General features: G+C 68.9%; 24 protein-coding genes and 1 tRNA gene. 14 read left to right on the forward strand and 11 right to left on the reverse strand.

The features are described from left to right. The first annotated feature begins 154 nt into the window (after nucleotides 1-154). Complete coding sequence (locus FHR20_RS14170; RefSeq protein WP_167300217.1) at nucleotides 155-805, forward strand: 2OG-Fe dioxygenase family protein; 651 nt, start codon at nucleotides 155-157, stop codon at nucleotides 803-805. 214 nt (nucleotides 806-1,019) lie between these two features. On the opposite strand, the gene FHR20_RS14175 is transcribed toward FHR20_RS14170, so the two are convergent. The 5 genes from FHR20_RS14175 to FHR20_RS14195 form a co-directional block, all read right to left on the reverse strand. After that, nucleotides 1,020-1,096 (reverse strand) — tRNA-Arg (locus tag FHR20_RS14175). 86 nt (nucleotides 1,097-1,182) lie between these two features. Next, nucleotides 1,183-2,253, reverse strand: a complete 1,071-nt coding sequence (locus FHR20_RS23170; protein ID WP_167300218.1) for a histidine kinase — start codon at nucleotides 2,251-2,253, stop codon at nucleotides 1,183-1,185. Nucleotides 2,254-2,418: 165 nt separating this feature from the next. Next, nucleotides 2,419-3,084, reverse strand: coding sequence for an endonuclease III (nth, locus tag FHR20_RS14185; RefSeq protein WP_167300219.1), 666 nt, complete (start codon nucleotides 3,082-3,084; stop codon nucleotides 2,419-2,421). After that, complete coding sequence (gene dapB, locus FHR20_RS14190) at nucleotides 3,081-3,809, reverse strand: 4-hydroxy-tetrahydrodipicolinate reductase (RefSeq protein ID WP_167300220.1); 729 nt, start codon at nucleotides 3,807-3,809, stop codon at nucleotides 3,081-3,083. The genes nth and dapB overlap by 4 nt, the downstream gene beginning before the upstream one ends. A 41-nt stretch (nucleotides 3,810-3,850) precedes the next feature. Further along, nucleotides 3,851-4,201 (reverse strand): hypothetical protein, encoded by a 351-nt coding sequence (locus tag FHR20_RS14195; RefSeq protein ID WP_167300221.1) that lies wholly within the window; start codon nucleotides 4,199-4,201, stop codon nucleotides 3,851-3,853. A gap of 117 nt (nucleotides 4,202-4,318) precedes the next feature. Here FHR20_RS14195 and FHR20_RS14200 point away from each other — a divergent pair, with 117 nt between their 5' ends. Both FHR20_RS14200 and FHR20_RS14205 read left to right on the forward strand, forming a co-directional pair. Then, entirely contained in the window at nucleotides 4,319-5,035 is a 717-nt protein-coding gene (locus tag FHR20_RS14200; protein ID WP_167300222.1) for an NAD-dependent deacylase, read from the forward strand. Nucleotides 5,036-5,214: 179 nt separating this feature from the next. Next, the gene (locus FHR20_RS14205) at nucleotides 5,215-5,532 is read left to right on the forward strand and encodes an antibiotic biosynthesis monooxygenase (protein WP_167300223.1); all 318 of its coding nucleotides are present in this window, start codon (nucleotides 5,215-5,217) and stop codon (nucleotides 5,530-5,532) included. A gap of 6 nt (nucleotides 5,533-5,538) precedes the next feature. Here FHR20_RS14205 and FHR20_RS14210 read toward each other — a convergent pair whose 3' ends face one another. From FHR20_RS14210 to lepB, 4 genes are read right to left on the reverse strand one after another with little or no spacing between them, the layout of a single operon-like run. Continuing rightward, entirely contained in the window at nucleotides 5,539-6,498 is a 960-nt protein-coding gene (locus FHR20_RS14210) for a nitrilase-related carbon-nitrogen hydrolase (RefSeq protein ID WP_167300224.1), read from the reverse strand. Further along, a complete protein-coding gene (gene era, locus FHR20_RS14215) occupies nucleotides 6,495-7,403 on the reverse strand; it encodes a GTPase Era (RefSeq protein WP_167300225.1) in 909 nt (302 codons plus the stop codon). The genes FHR20_RS14210 and era overlap by 4 nt, the downstream gene beginning before the upstream one ends. A gap of 39 nt (nucleotides 7,404-7,442) precedes the next feature. Beyond that, nucleotides 7,443-8,099, reverse strand: a complete 657-nt coding sequence (gene rnc / locus FHR20_RS14220; protein ID WP_167300538.1) for a ribonuclease III — start codon at nucleotides 8,097-8,099, stop codon at nucleotides 7,443-7,445. An 11-nt stretch (nucleotides 8,100-8,110) separates the two neighbouring features. Further along, nucleotides 8,111-8,965 carry a signal peptidase I gene (gene lepB / locus FHR20_RS14225; RefSeq protein WP_167300226.1) on the reverse strand — a complete coding sequence of 285 codons (855 nt, stop codon included), beginning with the start codon at nucleotides 8,963-8,965 and terminating at the stop codon, nucleotides 8,111-8,113. 105 nt (nucleotides 8,966-9,070) lie between these two features. Here lepB and pgi point away from each other — a divergent pair, with 105 nt between their 5' ends. The 4 genes from pgi to gorA all read left to right on the forward strand — a co-directional run bounded on the left by pgi (nucleotide 9,071) and on the right by gorA (nucleotide 12,990). Then, entirely contained in the window at nucleotides 9,071-10,564 is a 1,494-nt protein-coding gene (gene pgi, locus FHR20_RS14230) for a glucose-6-phosphate isomerase (RefSeq protein ID WP_243857320.1), read from the forward strand. Continuing rightward, nucleotides 10,561-10,866, forward strand: coding sequence for an alkylphosphonate utilization protein (locus tag FHR20_RS14235; RefSeq protein ID WP_167300228.1), 306 nt, complete (start codon nucleotides 10,561-10,563; stop codon nucleotides 10,864-10,866). Before pgi ends, FHR20_RS14235 begins: the two co-directional genes overlap by 4 nt. Before the next feature lie 90 nt (nucleotides 10,867-10,956). After that, nucleotides 10,957-11,583, forward strand: a complete 627-nt coding sequence (locus FHR20_RS14240) for a hypothetical protein (protein WP_167300229.1) — start codon at nucleotides 10,957-10,959, stop codon at nucleotides 11,581-11,583. A gap of 60 nt (nucleotides 11,584-11,643) precedes the next feature. Then, nucleotides 11,644-12,990 (forward strand): glutathione-disulfide reductase, encoded by a 1,347-nt coding sequence (gene gorA / locus FHR20_RS14245; protein ID WP_167300230.1) that lies wholly within the window; start codon nucleotides 11,644-11,646, stop codon nucleotides 12,988-12,990. An 83-nt stretch (nucleotides 12,991-13,073) separates the two neighbouring features. Here the strand turns inward: gorA and FHR20_RS14250 are convergent, their stop codons facing one another. Next, complete coding sequence (locus tag FHR20_RS14250) at nucleotides 13,074-14,342, reverse strand: dicarboxylate/amino acid:cation symporter (protein ID WP_167300231.1); 1,269 nt, start codon at nucleotides 14,340-14,342, stop codon at nucleotides 13,074-13,076. Nucleotides 14,343-14,413: 71 nt separating this feature from the next. Here FHR20_RS14250 and glmM point away from each other — a divergent pair, with 71 nt between their 5' ends. The 7 genes from glmM (at nucleotide 14,414) to FHR20_RS14285 (ending at nucleotide 21,033) form a co-directional block, all read left to right on the forward strand. Further along, nucleotides 14,414-15,754, forward strand: a complete 1,341-nt coding sequence (glmM, locus tag FHR20_RS14255) for a phosphoglucosamine mutase (protein ID WP_167300232.1) — start codon at nucleotides 14,414-14,416, stop codon at nucleotides 15,752-15,754. Continuing rightward, the gene (locus FHR20_RS14260; RefSeq protein WP_137861968.1) at nucleotides 15,754-15,978 is read left to right on the forward strand and encodes a DUF1272 domain-containing protein; all 225 of its coding nucleotides are present in this window, start codon (nucleotides 15,754-15,756) and stop codon (nucleotides 15,976-15,978) included. The genes glmM and FHR20_RS14260 overlap by 1 nt, the downstream gene beginning before the upstream one ends. A 5-nt stretch (nucleotides 15,979-15,983) precedes the next feature. Next, nucleotides 15,984-17,141: a bifunctional hydroxymethylpyrimidine kinase/phosphomethylpyrimidine kinase gene (thiD, locus tag FHR20_RS14265; protein WP_167300233.1), complete on the forward strand. Its 1,158-nt coding sequence runs from the start codon at nucleotides 15,984-15,986 to the stop codon at nucleotides 17,139-17,141. Further along, complete coding sequence (locus tag FHR20_RS14270; protein WP_167300234.1) at nucleotides 17,134-17,760, forward strand: ribonuclease HII; 627 nt, start codon at nucleotides 17,134-17,136, stop codon at nucleotides 17,758-17,760. Before thiD ends, FHR20_RS14270 begins: the two co-directional genes overlap by 8 nt. Nucleotides 17,761-18,070: 310 nt before the next feature. Beyond that, nucleotides 18,071-19,198, forward strand: a complete 1,128-nt coding sequence (locus tag FHR20_RS14275; RefSeq protein WP_167300235.1) for a site-specific DNA-methyltransferase — start codon at nucleotides 18,071-18,073, stop codon at nucleotides 19,196-19,198. A gap of 300 nt (nucleotides 19,199-19,498) precedes the next feature. Next, nucleotides 19,499-20,587 carry a dihydropteroate synthase gene (gene folP, locus FHR20_RS14280; RefSeq protein WP_167300236.1) on the forward strand — a complete coding sequence of 363 codons (1,089 nt, stop codon included), beginning with the start codon at nucleotides 19,499-19,501 and terminating at the stop codon, nucleotides 20,585-20,587. Between the two features lie 11 nt (nucleotides 20,588-20,598). Next, the gene (locus tag FHR20_RS14285) at nucleotides 20,599-21,033 is read left to right on the forward strand and encodes a hypothetical protein (RefSeq protein ID WP_167300237.1); all 435 of its coding nucleotides are present in this window, start codon (nucleotides 20,599-20,601) and stop codon (nucleotides 21,031-21,033) included. Here FHR20_RS14285 and FHR20_RS14290 read toward each other — a convergent pair. Further along, the gene (locus FHR20_RS14290) at nucleotides 21,030-21,779 is read right to left on the reverse strand and encodes a LytTR family DNA-binding domain-containing protein (RefSeq protein ID WP_243857321.1); all 750 of its coding nucleotides are present in this window, start codon (nucleotides 21,777-21,779) and stop codon (nucleotides 21,030-21,032) included. The two genes, FHR20_RS14285 and FHR20_RS14290, sit on opposite strands and share 4 nt — an antisense overlap. Between the last annotated feature and the right edge of the window lie 56 nt (nucleotides 21,780-21,835).

Raw genomic sequence — 21,835 nt, forward strand, 5'->3', positions numbered from 1 at the left:
ACGCACTTGCCCCGCGCGGCCTTTGGCGCGAAGGAGATGCGGTTCGAACATCGAGGGCCGTGACATCGTCGATCTCACCCAGCGGATTGCGGAACTGCGCTCGGCCCTGGCCGGGGCGGGTTATGTACATGTCGATGCCGCCGGCTTTCGGGAGATGGCAGGGGCCGCCGATGCCGGCGCGTTCGGGAGCTTTGCCGGCCTCTGGGACGATCTGGAACCCGACGGGTTCATGGCCGATGGTGGGCGCTATCGCCGCCGCAGGCATGCCGCGTTCGCGCTGCACGACACGGCCGCGCTGCGCAAGCCCGACCAGCCGCATTTCCAGAGCAGCGCCTACAACCCGCTGAACGGAGATGTGGCGCGATGGTTTGCCCCCGCGACCCAGGGCCTTGTCAGCCATCCGATCCTGCGGAACCTGTTCGCGCTTTGCACGCCGCTCTTCTCCGCGCTCGAGGGCGGCGGCGCCGATCTGCGATGGGATGGCGAGCTTCATCAGTTCCGGATCGAGGCACTGGGAAGCCAGGTCGGATTGCCGACACCGGAAGGCATGCATCGCGACGGCGTCGACTGGGTGCTGGTCATGCTGGTCGCCCGCGCCAATGTCGAAGCGGGGATGACCGAGATTCTCGACGAGACCGGCCGCCGCGACAGCTTCATCCTGTCCGAGCCCGGCGAGGCCGTTCTGCTGGATGACCGGCGCATCCGGCACGGCGTTACCGCGATTCATGCGCTCGACCCGTCCAGGGCCGCCTATCGCGATGTGCTGGTGATGACCTGGCGTCGATCCGGACAGGCATCCGGATAGGGAGATCCGTACGGGGCCGGTCCGGCCTGCTCGCGGGATTGGGCATGGCGGGCGACATCGAACCCGCCAAGGTTCGCAAGGCCGAACGGCCGCCCGAGCCTATGCGAGGCTCCGAAAACAAGAATGGCGCACCCGAAGGGAGCGACATCGAACCCGCCAGGGTTCGCAAGGCCGAACGGCCGCCCGAGCCTATGCGAGGCCCCAAAAACAAGAATGGCGCACCCGACAGGATTCGAACCTGTGGCCTCTGCCTTCGGAGGGCAGCGCTCTATCCAGCTGAGCTACGGGTGCATGATGGCGAAACGCCGGGAACAGGCCTCTACAGCAGGATGGCGCGGGCCTCAATCCCGAAAGCATGACTGCATATTGCCCGGATTCTAGTGCGGGCGGGCGGTGGATTCGAGCGCCACGGCGTTCAGCGGCAACAGCATGTCGACGCGGAAGCCGGACTCGTCCCGGCCCGCATTCACCGACGCGTCGGCGCCGAACAGCGTCTCCAGGCGCCGGCTCACGATGGAGAGCCCGCGCCCCGTGCCGGGAGGGACCGCGCCGGCGCCGGTGCCCGTGTCCTCCACCGTCAGCCGCAGTCGGCCGGAATCGCGCGCCGCCCGCACGGTCACCGAAGCCGCGCCGCGGGACGGGTGCACCGCATATTTCAGCGCATTCTCGACCAATGGCTGGAGGATGAGCCGCGGCACCGCCGCTTCCGCCAGATCGTCCGGGCAATCGATGCGCACGTCCGGCGTGCTGGCGAAACGCACCGATTCGATGGCCAGATAGGCTTCGACGAGTTCGATTTCCTCGGCGAGCGTGACAAGGGCGGCATCCGCGCCGTCGAGGCAGGCGCGCATATAGGTGGAGAGGCGCTCCAGCAGCATCTCCGCCTCCGCGTTGCGCCCGGACAGCACCAGCGAGGACAGGCCGTTGAAGGTGTTGAACAGCATGTGCGGGTTGAGTTCGTTGCGCAGCGCCTCGATCTGCGCCGCGCGCGCGGCCTCCCGGGCATCCTCGGCATTGCGGGCGTTGCGTGCCGCCCGGTCCATCGCGGCGATCAGCTCGAAGATCAGCGCCTGGATGACGAACACCCAGATATACACGGCGACGTTGAGCGCCACGGCCCGCATATACTCCCCGGTCGGCTTGCGGCCGAATACCTCCCGCATCAGCTCATAGAACCACTGGTCGATGGCCGCCTGGATGACGACGATGACGAGGAGCAGCGGGATCAGCCGGATCCAGCGGGCGGTCAGCGACCGTGTCTCCAGCCGCCTTATCCCCGCCTGCAGGACCAGCGAAAGCAGGATGCCGCTGACCGGCACCCCGGCCACGTAGCACAGATACCAGGGATGAAGCATGCCGCTTGCCGAGGCCGCTCCGATCGAGGCGAACGCCGCCATCGTCCCGAGCCACAGGCCCAGCGTTATCAGGAAGACTTGCCTACGATCCACGCGTTCCCCCAAAGCCGGATCCAGCGAAAGGAGAGCGAATGCCGGGAAGGCGGCGCCTCCGGTCCTGTCCGGACCGATGGCATCCTTCCGTCGCCGGACAGCGCTCCATCCCCTTCAGCTACGGCTTTCGGCAGGCCCGGTAAAGCCTTGCCGCCGCCTGTGGAATCAATGTGCCGGGGCCGGCTTCGCGCGTTTCGGCTCGGATGGCTTGGGCGTGTAGGGACAAAGATCCGCGACCACGCAGCGCCAGCATTCCGGCGTGCGTGCCTTGCAGGTGTAGCGGCCGTGCAGGATCAGCCAGTGATGCGCGTGCAGGCGAAAGGGCTGCGGCACCACGCGTTCCAGCTTCTTCTCCACCGCCAGCGGCGTCTTGCCCGGCGCCAGCTTCGTGCGGTTGCCGACGCGGAAGATATGCGTGTCCACGGCAAAGGTCTCCGCGCCGAATGCCGTGTTCATCACCACATTGGCGGTCTTGCGCCCGACGCCCGGCAGCTGCTCGAGCGCGTCGCGATTCGCGGGAACCTGGCCGCCATGGTCGCGGATCAGCGCTTCGGAAAGCGCGATCACGTTCCTGGCCTTGGTGTTGAACAGCCCGATCGTCTTGATGTGCCGTTTCAGGCCCTCCTCGCCCAGCGCGACCATCTTCTCGGGCGTGTCGACTGTGCGGAACAGCGCGCGCGTCGCCTTGTTCACGCCGGCATCGGTGGCCTGGGCGGACAGCACCACGGCCACCAGCAGCGTATAGTCGTTGACATATTCCAGCTCGGTCTCGGGATGGGGATTGTCCGCCGCGAGCCTGGAAAAGAACTCGAAGACGTCGTCCTTCCTCACTCGCCCAGCACCTGGTCCATCGTGTAGCGCCCGGCCGGCTTGCCCGCGAGCCACAGTGCCGCCTTCACCGCGCCGCGCGCGAAGATGGCGCGGTCGTCGGCGCGGTGGATCAGTTCGATCCGCTCGCCATTGGTGGCGAACACCACGCTGTGATCGCCGACCACCGAGCCGCCGCGCAGGCTCGCCAGCCCGATCGTGCCCGAGGAACGCGGGCCGATCGTGCCGGCGCGGTCGGTCACTTCCGCTTCCGCAAGGGTGGTGCCCATGCCCGCTGCCGCGGCGTTGCCGAGCATCAGCGCGGTGCCCGACGGCGCGTCCGCCTTGTTGCGGTGGTGCATCTCGACGATCTCGATGTCCCAATCGGGACCGAGCCGCGCCGCCGCCTCGCGCACCAGCCGCTGGAGCAGGCCGATGCCGAGCGAGGTATTGCCGGTCTGCAGCACCGCGATCTCGCGGGCGGCGGCATCGATCAGCGCATGATGCTGGGGCAAGAGGCCGGTGGTGCCGATCACTATCGGCTTCCTTGCCGCCCGCGCCGCCGCCAGATGCGCCTCGAGCGCCTGGGGGGCGGAGAAGTCGATCAGCACGTCGGCCGCCGCGGCGATCGCCAAGGGGTCGTCCTTCACGTCCGCCCCGCCCGCGACCCGTGCGCTCATCCCGGGCGCCGCCGCCGCGATCGCCTGCCCCATCCGGCCGAGGCTGCCATAGATGCCGATGCTGGTCATGCATGCTCCTCTGGCACAGGCCGGGGCCGAGCGCGACAGCGTTATTTCGCGTCGTCTTCCCGCTGCTTCGGCTTCCGGCCGAGCGGGATGGTGGCAGTGGCCATCAGCCCCACGCCCTTGGCGCCGGGCAATTCGCGCTGCACTGCCGCCACCGTGCCGCTGCCGCCGCCGGGCAGGCGGAAATCGGGCCGGAGCGGCTTCTCGGCCCAGCGCGCCTCGTCGAGCGTGGGCAGGCGGCTGCCGCCGCGATTGCCGCATACGGTGATCGTGTCGCTGCCGGGCCGGCAGGGGCGCTTCGGCACCATCGCGGCGTCGCCGGCCTCGTCGGGGCTGGGGAAGATCGGCGCGCGATCCTGCACGGCGAGGGCGATGAGGAGGAGAGCGGCAAGCATGGGCGGGAGTGAGCGCCCGGTTTGCGGCAGGGGAATGGCCAGTCGTGCTGCGACATCGGGTCGGGCGAATGCTGGGCCATGGTCGCTAAGCCGTCAACATCGCGCTAGACGATGCGCATGCGCACCATCCGCAACATCGTCGTCCTCACCGGTGCCGGCCTTTCGGCGGAGAGCGGCATCGCCACCTTTCGCGGGCCAGGCGGGCTGTGGGAGGGGCACCGGGTCGAGGATGTCTGCACGCCCCAGGCGCTCGCGCACGATCCCGAGCTGGTGCACCGCTTCTATGACGCGCGCCGGGCGAAGCTGGGCGAGGTCGAGCCCAATGCCGCGCACCGGGCGCTCGCCCGGCTCGACGCGGAATGGCGGGGCGGGCTGCTGATCGTTACCCAGAATGTCGACGATCTGCACGAGCGCGCCGGCGCCAGGCGGATGCTCCACATGCATGGCGCGCTGAGATCGGCGCTGTGCGCGGCGTGCGGCGACAGCGTGGCTTGGGAAGGGGCGCTGGCGCCCGAAACCGAATGCCCCGATTGCGGCACCCCGGCGCTGCGGCCCGACATCGTGTTCTTCGGCGAGATGCCCTATCATATGGAAACGATCGAGCGGGCGCTGGCCGATGCCGATCTGTTCGTTTCGATCGGTACCTCGGGCGCGGTCTATCCGGCGGCGGGTTTCGTCCGGACGGCGCGCTATCACGGCGCGCGGACGCTGGAATTGAACCTCGATCCCAGCGCGGGAAGCCAATGGTTCGGCGAGAGCCGGCTGGGTCCGGCGGGGACGCTGGTGCCGGAATGGGTGGAGCAGATGCTGGGCGGGGGCCCTGCGATCTGCTAGGCTCGGCCCGTCGAAAAGGACCTGGGCGGCATCGGTAAGCCCGCTCCCTCGCTGGCGAGGCTCCGTGTCGCTCCCCGAGCGAACCCGCGACAAGCAACCGGCGCGCGCCGCCGGGGCTTGGCGCGTGCGATCCTGCCCGAACCGATCCCCGATGGCCGTGCCCGAAAAGGAGCGAGGCCATGCCGATCATCACTGCCGATCCCGCCATCATTACGCAGATCAACGTCTTCGACGTGCCCGCGGGCGGGCAGGAGGCGTTGATCGCCTATCTTGCCGATGCCGCCCGTGCGGCGCGCGAAGTCGAGGGCTGGCTCTCCGCCAGCCTGCACCGGAGCCTCGATGGCACGCGCGTCGTCAATTACGCGCAGAGCGCCGATGGCGATGCCGCGCGCCGGGTGTTCGCGCATCTGAAGGCCAGGGGGCTGATCGACGGCAACCGGCGCTACGGCGAGGCGCATCCCGGGCTCTATCGAGTCGCCTTCACGCTGGAGCGATAGCGGGCCTCAGGCCGCCTTCTCGACGATCCCCGCCCGCGCGCGCCGATCGACCGAGAGCTCGAACACGTCGTGCCGCGCCTGGGCGCCGTCCACGTCCATCGTGGCGAGGCCGCGATCGACTTCGTCGAGATCGATCTCCGCCATCAGCATCTCGGGGGCGGCGCCGGCCTGGGCGATCACTGCGCCGTCCGGCGCCAGGATTGCGCTATGGCCGTGCTGGACCTGGCCCTCGGGCAGCCGGTCGAGCAGCTTGCGCGCCGAGCCGTCGCCGCCGGCCTTCTCATAGCCGGCGATCAGTTCCTGCTTGTGCTGCACCGTCCCCGCCGCGAGCACGAAGGCGCGCCCTTCATAGGCATAATGCGCCGAGGCGAGCATCGCGATGTCGGTGAGCGAAGGCCAGGCGGCGACGTGCACCGTCTCGCCTTCGTGATGCATCGCCGCGCGCGCGAGCGGCATCCAATGCTCGGTCGAGGCGAGCTGGCCGATCCTGCCCCAGGGCGCGCTATGCAGCCCGAGCGTCGATCCGTCGCCCTGGCCCAGCATCAGCTTCTCGGCGGGCGAAAGGATCAGCTTGCGGTGGCGCAGTACCGGCGCCTTGGGCCGGAACAGGAACTGCGTCGCGTAGAGGCTCTGGCGCACCCGCTCATAGCCGCCGACCGAGACGGCGACATCGGCGATGTCCACCGTCCATTGCAGCGGCTGGAAACGCGGATCCTCGCCGCTAAGCGCCTGGTCGAGCAGCAGCGCGTGCAGCTCGCGCGTACCCGGATGGTCCCATAGCCGGGCCGGGGCGACATGCTCCAGCCAGGCAGGATAGCCACCGAGGAAGCCTTCGCCGAACGCGACCACGCGCGCGCCCTTCTCGATCGCTTCGCGCGCCTTGGCGACGGCCTTGTCCAGCCCCGGCGCAATCGCGAGGGGAACCGGCGAATCCTGTACGATGGCAACCTTGAGCTTGTGCGTCACTCGACCCAGTCCAACCCTATCTCACGGTAAAGCGAACGGTCTTCCTGCCATTCGGGCCTTACTTTGACGTGAAGATAGAGATGGACCTTTACGCCCATGAGACGGGACAGTTCGGCGCGGGCGCGGGCGCCGATTTCCTTGATGCGGGCGCCGCCCTTGCCGAGCACGATCGCGCGCTGGGTCTCGCGCTCGACCAGGATCTGCTGGTGGATCTCGACCGACCCGTCCTCGCGCTCCTTGTACTGCTCGGTCTCGATCGCGCTCGAATAGGGCAGTTCCTTGTGGAGCTGGAGATAGAGCTGCTCGCGCGTCACTTCGGCGGCGAGCATGCGATCGGTCGCGTCGCTCACCTGGTCCTCGGGGAAGTGCCACGGCCCTTCGGGCATCGCGCCGGCGAGCGCGGCCTTCAGCTCGGCCACGCCGTCGCCGGTCTGGGCCGAGACGAACCAGGTCTCGTCGAACGGCAGCAGCTCGTTGAGCTTGGCCGCATGGCCGAGCAGCCGCGGCTTGTCGGCGACGTCGACCTTGTTGAGGATCAGGATCTTGCGCTCGCGCCGGCCCTTCAGGCTCTCGATCACGGTTTGCACCTTGGGGCCGATCCCCCCCTTGCCGTCGACCACCAGGGCGACCAGGTCCGCGCCCTCGGCTCCCTCCCAGGCGGCGGCGACCATCGCGCGGTCCAGCCGGCGCTCGGGGGTGAAGATGCCCGGCGTGTCGACCAGGATCAGCTGCGCATCGCCGTCGATCGCGATGCCCATCACCCGGGTGCGCGTGGTCTGCGCCTTGGGGCTGACGATGGCTACCTTCTGGCCGACCAGCGCGTTGACCAGCGTGGACTTGCCGGCATTGGGGGCGCCGACGATCGCGATCAGGCCGCAGCGCTGGGTTTCGGTGGTATCGGTCATCTCATTTCCAGTTCGCGCGCCCGCAAGCGGGAGCGGGGATCAAGCCTTGAGCTTCGCCAGCAAAGCCGCCGCGGCCGCGGTCTCGGCGTCCTGCTTGCTGGTGCCCGGCGCCTCGGCCTCGGCGAAGCTGCCGATCGACACCTTCACGGTGAAGCGCGGCGCATGGTTGGGGCCCGAACGGTCGGTCACCACATATTCGGGCGGGCGGCGATTGTTCGCGGCGGCCCATTCCTGCAGCGCCGATTTGGGGTGCCGGGGCGCGCTGGCATGCGCGTCGATATGCTTCGCCCAGGCCTTGCGGACGAAATCGCGCGCCGGCGCGAAGCCGAACTCGAGATAGAGCGCGCCGATCAGCGCCTCCATCGCGTCGCCCAGGACATTGTCGCTGTCCGCCGCGCCGTCGCCCCGCGCCTGCTTGCCGAGGCGCAGCAGCGGCGGCACGCCGACTTCGCGTGCCACATTCGCGCACATCGGCCCGGTCACCAGCGCATTGAGGCGGCGGGAAAGCGCGCCCTCGGGCTCGCCGGGGAAGCGCTCGTACAGCCATTCGGCGATGGCGAGGCCGAGCACCCGGTCACCCAGGAACTCCAGCCGCTCGTAATTCTCGGCCGCCTGGCTGCCATGCGTCAGCGCGCGCTGATACGGGGCCAGGTCGGATGGGCGCTGGCCGAAGGTCCTGACGATCCACTCCCCCAGATCGGGAGCGCTCAAAAGCCTTCCCCGATCCGGCCCCAGCGTGCCGCGGTGAACCAGGTCCAGGGCAGGAACCAGTTGGCGCTGCCATCGGTCGACCAGAAGCTCAGCACCGCCTTGCCCTCGAGATTCTCCAGCGGGACATAGGCGATGCCCTGGCCCTCGGGCGGCTGGGCGAAGCGGCTGTCGGTCGAATTGTCGCGATTGTCGCCCATCAGGAAGACATGGCCGGCCGGCACGTGGAACACCTCGGTATTGTCCTGCGGCGTCAGCCCCTGGTCGAGCACGTCATAGGTCTTGCCGCCCGGCAGCGTCTCGCGGAAGCGCGGCAGCTTGCACACCGGATCGCCCTTGCCGCTGATGCCCTGGAACAGGGCGGGGCAATTGGTGAAGTTCGGCGTGATCGGCAGTTCCAGATCGGCGACCTTCTGCTTGGGGATCGCCTTGCCGTTCAGCACCACCTGGCCGTTCACCACCTGGACGCTGTCGCCCGGCAGGCCGATCACGCGCTTGATCCAGTCCTCGCCGTCATGGCCCGGCGCCTTGAACACCACCACGTCGCCGCGTGCCGGCGTGCCGGGGAAGATGCGGCCCGGGATCAGCGGCAGGCTCCAGGGCAGCGAGTGCTTGGAATAGCCGTAGTTCCATTTGGTGATGAACAGATAGTCGCCGATCAGCAGCCGCGGCATCATCGATTCGGAGGGGATCGAGAAGGGCGAGAAGATGAAGCTTCGCACCACGAAGACGATCAGCGCCAGCTTGACGAGGAAGACGCCGAGGTCCTTCCATTCGTTCTTGGGCTTTTCCTCCACAGCCGCGGCCGCAGCGGCGGGCTTCTCGTTCAGGGAATCGGCGGGCGTGTTTTCCATGGGTACCTGCTCTGCTTGGGGCGGGCGGTGAGGTCAAGCCGATGAATGGAGTGGCGGCGGCGATCCCGGGACGATAGGGGCTCGATTGCCGCAAAGGAGATGAACATGGCATTGCCCGACTGGTCCGCCGTCAAGTCGCTCGAAGTCCCGACGCTCGCCGAACTGTTCGCGCGCGATTCGCGCCGGGTCGCCACGCTCTCCGCCGATGTCGCGGGCATTCGTTTCGACTGGTCGAAGACGCACCTGACCCCCGATCTGATCGCCGCCTTCACCCGGATCGCGGCGGAGATGGGCCTGGTCGCCAAGCGCGACGCGCTGTTCGCCGGCGAGAAGATCAACGTCACCGAAGGCCGCGCCGCCGAGCACACGGCCGAGCGCGGCGAGGGCTCGCCCGACAGCGTCGCCCGCGCCCAGGCCTATCATGCCCGCATGCGCGCGCTGATCGACGCGATCGAGGCCGAGGCGTTCGGGCCCGTGCGCAGCATCCTCCATATCGGCATCGGCGGCTCGGCCCTGGGCCCGGACCTGCTCGTCGACGCGCTGGGCCGCGATGCCGGCCGCTACGAAGTCGCCGTGGTCTCCAACGTCGACGGCGTCGCGCTGGAAAGCGCGCTCGACCGCTTCGATCCGCAGACCACCCTGATCGCCATCGCTTCGAAGACCTTCACCACCACCGAGACGATGCTCAATGCCGAGAGCGCGATCTCGTGGCTGATGCAGGGCGGCGTCGCCGATCCCTATGGCAAGCTCGTCGCGCTCACCGCCGCGCCGGAAAAGGCAATCGCGTTCGGCATCGACGAGACGCGCGTGCTGCCCTTCGCCGAATCGGTGGGCGGGCGCTATTCGCTCTGGTCGTCGATCGGCTTCCCCGCCGCGCTGGCGCTGGGCTGGGACGCGTTCGAGGAACTGCTCGAAGGCGCCGCCGAGATGGACCGCCATTTCCGCCTCGCCCCGTTCGAGGCGAACGCGCCGGTGCTCGCCGCATTCGCCGACCTTTACTACACGCAGGTCCGCGGCTGCGAGACGCGCGCCACTTTCGCCTATGACGAGCGGCTCCGCCTGCTGCCCAGCTATCTCCAGCAGCTCGAGATGGAATCGAACGGCAAGCGCGTCACTGCCGAGGGACAGCCGGTTTCCTGGCCGACCGCGCCGATCACCTGGGGCGGCGTCGGCACCGATGCCCAGCATGCGGTGTTCCAGCTGCTCCATCAGGGCACCCGCCTGGTGCCGCTGGAATTCGTCGGTTCGATCGAACCGGGCGACGGGTTGGCCGAGGAGCATCATCGCCAGCTGCTGCTCAACATGTTCGCCCAGGGCGCCGCGCTGATGGCCGGCCGCGCGAACGACGATCCGGCGCGCGCCTATCCGGGCGACCGGCCCTCGGCCACGCTGCTGCTCGACCGCGTCGATCCGCGCACGCTCGGGGCCATCCTGGCGTTCTACGAGCAGCGCACCTTCGTGAACGCGGTGCTGCTCGGCATCAATCCGTTCGACCAGTTCGGCGTCGAGCTCGGCAAGGAAATGGCGAAGGCGGCGGGAGCCGGCGGCCAGGACTTCGACGCCTCGACCAGCGACCTCATCGCGCGGGCATTCGGATGAGCGACGACGACGATTATGTCTATGACGAGGCGAGCGGGGAGTGGATCCCCGCCGCCGAGGCCGCCGCGAAAATGGGCGCGGCGGATGCGGTCGAGGTGCGCGATTCGGTCGGCAACCTGCTCCAGGACGGCGACCAGGTGACGCTGATCAAGGACCTGACCGTCAAGGGCGCCGGGCAGACGCTGAAGCGCGGCACGCTGATCAAGTCGATCCGCCTCACCGGCGACAGCCAGGAGATCGACTGCAAGTTCGACGGCATCAAGGGCCTGGTGTTGCGCGCCGAGTTCGTGCGCAAGCGCTAGGGGCCCCGGCCGACGGTGCGACGGTGAAGCGAAAGCCCCCGTTTACTCTCCTCCGCTAGACTCGCTGCTCTCACGGCAAGGGGGCGGCCGATGGATCACGGGCGAAGCGTGCGGGAGAGCGAGCGGGCGGCGATCGAGCGCTGGTTTCCGGCGAGTCCGCTGGGGCCGCTCTTCGATCCCGGGACGGGGGACCTGCTTCCCGCCCCGGCCGCGGCGATCCCGGGCTGGCAGGCCGAGGCGTTCGCGCGGATCGATCGCCATGTCGAGCAAGACCATGTCGCCGGCCAGGTCCATGGCTGGCTGTTCGGCCTGTTCTTCGTCGGGCTCTTCCTCATCGCGATGGCCGCGCATCTGCCGATCGGCCCCACCATGGTGATCGGCGGCGCGGCCGGCGGCGCGGTGCTGCACGGCTGGCCGATCTGGCAGCTCTATCGCTTCCGCCGCGACCTGCGCCGCCTGCGGGAGCGCATCCGCGGCGAGCTGGCGGGGCGGGTGCCGATCCCGCGCGAGCTGGCCGCGCGCTTCCGCCGCCGCAATCCGTGGCGGGTCGCACTCCATGTCTGGGTCTGGGGCCTCGTCGCGCTCGGCATCGGCGCGCAGCATTTCGTCGAGCCGCAGGACGTGCCGGCGGCCGTGATCCCGGCCGCGCTGGCGGCGGTGGGGATCGGCTGGGTCCTCCATTTCCTCTCGCGCCGGATCGACCTGCGCCGGGGCTGACATTGGCATCGGGCCGCATGCGCCCTATCTCCCGGCCTCGAAACGAGCGGAGGATTGCCGGTGGCCGAATATGACTATGACCTCTTCGTCATCGGCGCCGGCTCCGGTGGCGTCCGCGCCTCGCGCGTATCGGCCGCCCATGGCGCCAGGGTCGCGGTGGCCGAGGAATATCGCATCGGCGGCACCTGCGTGATCCGCGGCTGCGTGCCCAAGAAGCTGCTCGTCTATGGCGCGCATTTCGCCGAGGACCTGAAGGACGCGCGCCGCTTCGGCTGGAACGTGCCCGAATGCGATTTCGACTGGGCGGTGCTGCGCGACAATGTCCTGGCGGACGTCGACCGGCTCAACGGCCTATACACCCAGACGCTGCACAACAACCAGGTCGAGACCTTTCTCGAGCGTGCCACCGTCACCGGCCCGCACGAAGTGACGCTGGCGAGCGGCCGCAAGATCACCGCCAAGCACATCCTGATCGCCACGGGCGCGCATCCGCACGTGCCCGATTTCCCCGGCAGCGACCTCGGCATCACGTCGAACGAAGTGTTCCACCTGGACAAGCTGCCCAAGCGGGTGCTGATCGCGGGCGGCGGCTATATCGCCAACGAGTTCGCCGGCATCTTCAACGAGTTCGGCAGCCATGTCACGCTGGTCAACCGCACCGACGTGATCCTGCGCGGCTATGACCATTCGATGCGCGACCGGCTGCTCCAGATCTCGCTGATGAAGGGCATCGATTTCCGCTTCCATGCCGAGTTCAAGTCGATCGAGAAGCTGGAGAGCGGCGCCTTCAAGGTGACGCTGACCAGGCACGAACCCATCGAAGTCGATTGCGTGCTCTTCGCCACCGGCCGCGTGCCCAATACCGAGGGGCTGGGGCTGGCGGAGATCGGCGTCGAGCTCGACGACAAGGGCGCGGTGAAGGTCGATGCGGACAACAAGTCGTCGGTCGATTCGATCTATGCGGTGGGCGACGTGACCAACCGGGTGCAGCTCACGCCGGTCGCGATCCGCGAGGGCCAGGCGTTCGCCGACACGATCTTCGGCAACAAGCCGCACCGGGTGGATTATGGCTGCATCCCCAGCGCGGTGTTCAGCCACCCGCCGATGGCCGGCGTCGGCATGACCGAGAGCGAGGCGCGCAACAAGTTGGGCTCGATCGCGGTCTACCAGTCCGATTTCCGCGCGATGAAGAATGTGCTCGCCGATCGCAACGAGCGCGCGCTCTACAAGATGATCTGCGACGGCACGACCGGCCGCGTGGTCGGCCTTCACATGATCGGTCCGGACGCGCCGGAGATCCTCCAGGCCGCGGCGGTGGCGGTGAAGGCGGGGCTGACCAAGGACGCGTTCGACCAGACCGTGGCGCTGCACCCGACCATGTCGGAAGAGCTGGTGCTGATGAAGTGAGCGGCCGGGCGAGTCCCTGCCCATAGGCCTGGCGAACCGCCCCGCCGCGAGCCGGGCCAGCCGGAGTCCCGCGGTCCGCCCGTTCACGTATCGTGGGCGAGTATCGCGTCGGCCTCGTCCAGCGGCACCTTGCCGGCGCGGCGCGACAGCCAGCTGGTCGCGGCGATGTCCCAGGTGACGTTGCCGACGGTGCGCATGATGTCGGGGATGGTCTCGACCGCGACGAGCAGGCCGAGCGGGCTCACCGGCGCACCGATCGTCGCCGCGACGGGGGCGATGGCGCTGACATAGCTTACCGTGCCGGGCAGGCTCACCGAACCGAGCGAAGTCAGCGTCGCGACCACCACGCCCACCGCCAGCGTCGCCGGGCTCAGCGGCACGCCGAACCATTCGGCGACATAGATGGCGACGGCGAAATTCATCGCCGGTCCGGTCGCGCGGAAGATCGCCACCGCCAGCGGCAGCGTCACGCCCGACACCGCCACCGGCACGCCGAGCTTGCCCGAGCCCTCGATCATCACCGGCAGGGTGGCGAGCGAGGATTGCGTGCTGAGCGCCACCGCCTGGCTCGGCAGGGCGGCGCGGACATAGCGGCCGAGCTTCACGCGCCCGCCGAACACCGCCACGGGATAGGCGAAGATCGTCACCGCCAGGCCGACGCCGGCGACGGTGAGGATATAATGGATCAGCGCGCCGAACGCGCCGGTGCCGGCCTTGGCGCCGACGACGAGGGCGAGGGCGAACACGCCGAGCGGCCCCACCCACAGCACCCAGTCGATCACCACCAGCATCACGTCGCGCAGCGCCTTGAAGAAGTTGGTCAGCAGCGCCTGGGCCTCGCCGCCCACCCGTGTCATCGCGAAGGCGAAGATCAGCGAGAAGATGATCAGCGACAGGAAGGCGTTCTCGGCCGCGGCCTTGACGATGTTGGCGGGGACGATCGCGGCCAGGAACTCGCCGATCGGCGGGACCGGCCCGATCTTCTCGGCGCCGGCCAGCGCGCCGCGCAGCGCCTCGGCCGATTCGTGCGGCAGCGGCGCGATGTGGAGGAACAGCGGCGTGAGGATCGCCGCGGCCGTGGCCGAGAGGAACAGCACGACGACGTAGAGCGCGATCGCGCGGCCCGCCAGGCGGCCGGCCTGGGCGGCCTCGGCGGTGGCGGCGACGCCGGTGATCAGCAGCGCGACGACCAGCGGCACGATCGTCATCTGCAGGCCGTTGAGCCAGGCCTGGCCGATCGGCTGCGCGAATTCGGCCGCGGTCAGCGCCGCGGCGGGCGCCCAGGCGGCGAGCACGGCGCCGAGGATCAGTCCCGCGATCAGGGACAACAGGATACGGGTTGGTTGCGACATGCTCGCCCTTTGAGAAATTCCGCGCTATCCGGTGGCGGTTGAGGACCCGCAAGGTCGCGAGAAAACGGCACATGGCAAGAAAATATTTCGGTACCGACGGAATCCGGGGCGCGACGAACCTGTCGCCGATGACGGCGGCGATGGCGATGAAGGTCGGCATGGCGGCCGGCGCGCATTTCCGGCGCGGCGATCACCGGCACCGGGTGGTGATCGGCAAGGACACGCGGCTTTCGGGCTATATGCTCGAGAACGCGCTGGTCGCGGGCTTCACTTCGGTGGGCATGGACGTGGTGCTGGTCGGGCCGATGCCCACGCCCGCGGTGGCGATGCTCACCCATTCGATGCGCGCCGACATGGGCGTGATGATCTCGGCCAGCCACAATCCCTATGCCGACAACGGGATCAAGCTGTTCGGCCCGGATGGCTACAAGCTGTCCGACGCGGACGAGCTGGCGATCGAGGCGCTGATCGACGGCGAGGTGGCGCTAGCCGCCTCGGCCGATATCGGCCGGGCCCGCCGGGTCGAGGATGCGCGCGGCCGCTACATCCATTTCGCCAAGTCTACCTTCCCCTCCGATCTCACGCTCGACGGACTCAGGATCGTCGTCGACTGCGCCAATGGCGCCGCCTATCAGGTCGCGCCCTCGGCGCTGTGGGAGCTGGGGGCCGACGTGATCGCGATCGGCGTCACCCCCAACGGCAAGAACATCAACGACGGCGTCGGCTCCACCGCGCCCGACACGCTGTGCGAGACGGTGGTCGGTTCGGGCGCGCATATCGGCATCGCGCTCGACGGCGACGCCGACCGGCTGATCGTGGTCGACGAGCATGGCAAGGTGGTCGATGGCGACCAGCTGATGGCGACGATCGCCGGCGGCTGGGCGCGCCAGGGCCGGCTCGCGGGCGGCGGCCTGGTCGCCACCGTCATGTCGAACCTCGGGCTCGAGCGTCATCTCTCGGCGCAGGGCCTCGGCCTGATCCGCACCAAGGTGGGCGACCGCTATGTGCTCGAGAAGATGCGCGGCTCCGGCTACAATGTCGGCGGCGAGCAGTCGGGCCACATCATCCTGTCCGACTATGCGACCACCGGCGACGGCCTGGTCGCGTCGCTCCAGGTGCTCGCCGAGCTGGTCCGCGCCGGCGCGCCCGCCAGCGAAGTGCTCCACCGCTTCGATCCCTTGCCCCAGCTGCTCAAGAACGTCCGCTTCAAGGGCGGCAAGCCGCTGGAGGATCCGCGCGTGCAGGATGCGATCGCCGCGGCCGAGACGGAGCTCGACGGCAAGGGCCGCCTCGTCATCCGCGCCTCGGGCACCGAGCCGGTGATCCGGGTGATGGCAGAGGGCGACGACAAGGCGCAGGTAGAGGCGGTGGTCGACCGCATCTGCGACGTCGTGCGCGCGGCGGCCGCCTGATGCTTGAGATGCGCCCCGATTGCGAGCGCTGCGGCGCCGACCTGCCCGCCGACGAGGGCGGCGCCTTCATCTGCTCGTTCGAATGCACCTTCTGCGCCGCCTGCGCCGACGCGCTCGACGAACGCTGCCCCAATTGCGGCGGCGAGCTGTTGGACCGGCCGGCGCGCGTGGGTAAGGCACTGGCGAACAACCCGGCCAGCACGGAGCGCCGGTTCAAGGGCTGATGTCTATGACGCCTCGCATCCTGATCATCGCCGGATCGGACTCCGGCGGCGGCGCCGGCATCCAGGCCGACATCAAGACCGTCACCATGCTCGGCGGCCATGCGATGACCGCGATCACCGCGATCACCGCGCAGAACACCCTGGGCGTCACCGGCGTCCATGCGGTGCCCACCGAGATGGTGCTCGCCCAGATCGACGCCTGCGTCACCGATATCGGCGTCGACGCGATCAAGATCGGCATGATCGGCTCGGCCCGCACCGCGCTGGCGCTGGCCGAGAAGCTCGGCGAACTGCCCGGCGTGCCGGTGGTGTTCGATCCCGTCATGGTCGCGACCAGCGGCGCCACGCTCGCCGACGATGCGACCATCGCCGCGTTCGAGCGGCTGATGGACCGCGCCAGCGTCGTCACGCCCAACATCCCCGAACTGGCGGCATTGGGCGGCGACGCCCGCGCGCTGGTCGCGACGCATCGCTGCGCGGTGCTGGTCAAGGGTGGCCATGTCGAAGGCCCGATCATCACCGACCGGCTCTATTCCGCCGATCCCGAGGATCCGCCCGAGATCGAGTGGAGCAATCCGCGCATCGAGACCGACAACACCCATGGCACGGGCTGCACGCTTTCCACCGCCATCGCCTGCGGGCTGGCCGAGGAATGGGACCTGCCCGAGGCCGTTCGCCGCGCCCGCCGCTTCGTGCGCATCGCGATGCGCGAGGCGCCGGGGCTGGGCCGCGGCCATGGCCCGATGGGGCACCAGGCGGTGCGGCTCGACCTCAATCTGAGCTTCTTCGAGCCGATGCTCAACCAGGTGACCGTCCCCGCCACCGATCTTGCCGCCAGCGAACGCTTCTACCGGTTGCTCGGCCTCACCCAGGTCGTCCGTGCCAGCCCCCGCTATGCCCGGTTCGAGACCGAGGGCGGCGCCACGTTCAGCATCGCCACCGATCCGGGATACACCGCGCCGGTCGTCTATTTCGAATGCGGCGACCTCGACGTCACTGTCGCCTATCTCCAGCAACAGGGCATCGCCTTCGAGCAGGAGCCCAGGGACGAGACCTGGGGCTGGCGCGAGGCGCGGCTGCGCGATCCGGCGGGCAATTCGGTGCGCCTCTACCAGGCCGGCGAGATGCGCCGCTATCCGCCATGGCGGGTCGGCGATGCCTGACCTGAAGTTCGAGCGGAAATACGGAAAGCTGCACAATGGCCCGGTGGCGGGCGTCGACGAGGCCGGGCGCGGCCCGCTCGCCGGCCCGGTGGTCGCCGCCGCCGTGGTGCTCGACGCACAGTGCATTCCCGAGGGCATCGACGATTCCAAGGCGCTCACCCCGGCCCGGCGCGAGCGGCTCTGCGCCGAGATCCTCGCCTGTGCCCGGGTCGGCGTCGGCATCGCCTCGGTCGAGGAGATCGACAGCCTCAACATCTTCTGGGCGACGATGCTGGCGATGACGCGGGCGGTCGAGGCGCTCGGACCGGCCCCCGCCTTCGTGCTGGTCGACGGCAATCGCTGTCCGGACTGGAGCCACCAGAGCCATGCCGTGGTCGGCGGCGACGCGCTCTGCCTGTCGATCGCCGCCGCCTCGATCGTCGCCAAGCACCGGCGCGACACGATGATGATCGCGCTGGACGCGCTCCACCCCGGCTATGGCTGGGCGAGCAACAAGGGCTATGCGGCGAAGGTCCATCAGGAGGCGCTGCGGTCGCTCGGCCCCACGCCGCACCACCGCAGGAGCTTCGCCCCGGTGGCGCAGGCGCATTTCGACTTCGGGACCCGGGGGGCGGAATAGCCGTCGCCACATGATTCTCCGTCACCCCCGCACAGGCGGGATCCAGAGCCCGAAGCGGCACGCGAAGTTATCCGGGATCCCCGCCTGTGCGGGGATGGCGACGAAAAGCGCCGGGCGGCGGCGGATTGAGTCTTTTTCGCCACACCCCATATCTAGTGGCTGTGGATAACTTCGCGACTCAGCATGTGGATAAGTTTCCGAACCGTTCCACAAGTTAACGGAATCGCAGGGTTTTTCGTTAACCAATCTGTGCTTGACGTAGGATCGTTCCGCGACAGAAACCGCCTCTCCAACAAAGGGAAAGAGGTTAATGGGGGTTCTCGAAAAGGGCAGGCTCAAGCCGGCGACGGCGCGTAGCTGGGTCGACGTATTGCCCTATGACACGATCCTGCAGCAGGACTGCATCGAGGCCATGCGCGCGCTGCCGGCCAAGTCGATCGACTGCATCTTCGCCGATCCGCCCTACAACCTCCAGCTCGGCGGCGACCTCAACCGGCCCGACGGCAGCCATGTCGATGCCGTCACCGATGCATGGGACAAGTTCGACAGCCTCGCCGCCTATGACGCGTTCACCCGCGAATGGCTGGCCGAGGCGCGCCGCATCCTGAAGGACGACGGCACGATCTGGGTGATCGGCAGCTATCACAACATCTTCAAGGTGGGCTCGGCGATCCAGGACCTGGGCTTCTGGATCCTCAACGACATCATCTGGCGCAAGGCCAACCCGATGCCCAATTTCAAGGGCACGCGTTTCACCAACGCGCACGAGACGCTGATCTGGGCGTCGACCGGCGAGAAGGCGAAATACACCTTCAACTATCGCTCGATGAAGACGCTCAACGACGAGATCCAGATGCGCTCGGATTGGGAATTCCCGATCTGCGGCGGCCAGGAGCGGCTGAAGCGGGGCGGCACCAAGGTCCACCCGACGCAGAAGCCCGAAGCCCTGCTCTACCGGATCATGCTCGCCAGCACCAAGCCGGGCGACGTCGTGCTCGATCCCTTTTTCGGCACCGGCACCACCGGCGCGGTCGCCAAGCGGCTTGGCCGGCGCTGGATCGGCATCGAGCGCGAGAGCGCCTATGTCGAGGCGGCGCAGGAGCGCATCGAGGCGGCGCTGCCGCTCGACGAATCGGCGCTGAAGACGATGCAGGCGCCCAAGAGCCAGCCGCGCGTCGCCTTTGGCCAGCTGGTCGAGAACGGCTATCTCGCGCCCGGCACCGTGCTCACCGACGGCAAGCGCCGCTGGCGCGCAGTGGTCGGCGCGGACGGCTCGCTGCGCTGCGACGGCCAGAGCGGTTCGATCCACAAGCTGGGCGCGACGCTGCAGAACGCGCCGTCGTGCAATGGCTGGACCTTCTGGAACTATGAAGCCGCCGACGGCCTCAGGCCGATCGATGCGCTGCGGCAGACCTATCTGCTGGCGACCCAGCCGTAATTCTCCCGCGCAAATGGCGATCGACGATTCCCGAAGCTGTTCCCCGGCCAAGGCCGGGGCCCAGTTGCAATGTCGTTCGAGGGGGCTTCCCGCCTAGACGAGTGCGCCGAAACTGGGCCCCGGCCTTGGCCGGGGAACAGAAGGGCGCGCAAGGCCTCGCTTCCTGCACTTTCCGCTTCCAATGCAGGATTGCGTCTGGGACGGTTGCCATATGGCCAGCCGTCTCCCGCCCCCTCCCGTCGACCACCGTGCCGTACGCCCGCGCGTAGATGCCGCGACGTCAGCGACTTTCCGCGCCGCATGACCCTCGATCTGCCCGCTTCGGCGAAGCTCTATCTCCGCCCCGTCCAGCTCGCCGATTCGCCGGTGGACCGCGACGGCGAGCTCGTCCGCCTGGCAGGCGGCCTCAGCTGGTGCTCGGCCGTCGAGCTGATCGCGCGGGAGAAGGGCAAGCGCGTGCTCCAGCGCACCGTCGCGATCGCCGACCTGCCCGAGGACCCGCGCATCGCCGCGATCCTCGAGCGCATCGCCGCCCCGCGCGCGCCGCTCGCGCTCGGTCCGCGCATCGTCCGGCTCGATCAGCCCCAGGTGATGGCGATCCTCAACCGCACGCCGGACAGCTTTTCGGACGCCGGCACGCACATGCAGGACGCCGATGCCGCCGCCGGCGCAGGCGTCGACATGGCGGCGGCCGGCGCGGCGATCCTCGACATTGGCGGCGAATCGACTCGGCCCGGCGCGGCGGAAATATGGGAAGGCGAGGAAATCGAGCGTGTCGTTCCGGTGATCCGCCGGCTCGCGCGCGGCGGCGCGGCGATTTCGGTCGACACGCGCCGGGCCGCGGTGATGGCTGCCGCGCTCCAGGCGGGGGCGCATCTCGTCAACGATGTCGCGGCGCTGCTCCATGATCCCGGCGCGCTCGAAGTGGTGGTAGCGGCCGGATGTCCGGTGGTGCTGATGCACTCGCCCGAACCGCAAAGGGGCCCGCATGGCGGCGAGGGCTATGGCGACGTGCTGCTCGACGTGTACGACTGGCTGGAGAAGCGGGTCGAGGACGTCGCCGCCGCCGGCGTCGATCGCGCGAGGATTCTGGTCGATCCCGGCATCGGCTTCGGCAAGTCGCTTCAGGACAATCTCGCGCTGCTGAACGGGCTGGCGCTCTTCCATGGGATCGGCTGCGGCCTGGTGCTCGGCGCCAGCCGCAAGCGGATGATCGGGGCGCTTTCGAACGAGGCGCCGGCGGACCTGCGCCTGGGCGGCAGCCTGGCGCTCGCGCTGAAGGGAGCCGATGCCGGGGTCCAGCTGATCCGCGTTCATGATGTATTCGAGACGGTTCAGGCGTTACGCGTCTGGCGCGGCCTGCGCGATGCGGCGCTGATCGCGCGCTAGGAGAACAGCCCATGCGTCTTGCCCTTGCTCTCGCTCTGATTGCCGCTCCCTCGGCGGCGCTCGCCCAGGATGCCGGCTCCCCCGCCGCCGCGCGCCGGACGGTCGAGAACTACTATGCCGCGATCGAGCGCGGCGATTTCCGTGCCGCCTATGCGGCCTGGGACGATGGCGGCAAGGCGAGCGGCAAGAGCTATGCCGACTTCCGCCAGGGCTTTGCCGCGACGGCGCACAGCAGGGTGGCGACGGGCACGCCGCGCAATGCCGATGCCGGGATGAGCCAGCGCTGGATCGAGGTGCCGGTCGATGTCCGTGCCACGCTCAAGAACGGCAGGCGCCAGCATTTCCGCGGCAGCTACACGCTCCACCGCGTGGCCGCGGGGGTGAGCGACAATCCTGCCGACAGCCGCTGGCATCTGTCGAAGGCGAAGCTGGTGGCGGTCCGCTAGAACCAGCCCTGTTCCTCGAGCGCCGGTGCCTGGGTGCGGGCGACCGGCGCCTCGATCCCGCCGGCGAGCTGGAGGCGGATGTTGCGCCCCTCGCGCCGCACGCCCTGCACGGCGCCGCGCGCCACCCACCAGCTGCGATGGACCAGTGCGCCGGGCGTGCCGTCGAGCTCGGCCACCGCGTCGCGCATGCGCATCAGGAGGAGGGCGGAGCCATGGGGGGTGTGGACGCGGACATAATGGTCTTCCATCTCCAGCGCGATCGGGAGCGCGCGGAGATGAGGCGGGAGGCGCTCGACCAGCCGGGGCGGGCCGGGCGCTCCCGGCTCCGCGGCCGGTTCGGGCCTGGCGAGATGCCGCTGCCGCGCGAACCAGAAGAGGGCGCAGACCAGGGCGCCGAGGAGGAGCACGTTGAAATAATGGGCGAGTGCCTGTTCGAGGCTCGGCCAGCGCGGGGGATGCCAGACGAAATTGGCGATCCACACCACGGCGCTCATCGGCAGCGAGACGATCAGGCAGGCTGCCGCCCAGAGCGCCGGCTCGGGCAGGTCGAGCCGCGGGGCCAGCGCACCCATGGCGCGCATTGCCGGGAAATAGAGGAAATATCCCGCATAGCTCATCGCCAGCCAATAGAGCAGCCTGAGGCCGAACGGAGCCGCGAAGCTGCCGAACGGCCCGACCAGCGCCAGCACCAGCCCGACGCCCAGGATGATCGCGCAGTCGATCAGGATCCGCCGCGTGCCGCCCAAAGCCTGTCTTCCTCGTCCCGTTCGCGCTTCGCCAAATGGCGGCGCCCTCCGCGCCG

Source organism: Sphingomonas leidyi (assembly GCF_011761945.1).
Lineage (GTDB): Bacteria > Pseudomonadota > Alphaproteobacteria > Sphingomonadales > Sphingomonadaceae > Sphingomonas > Sphingomonas leidyi.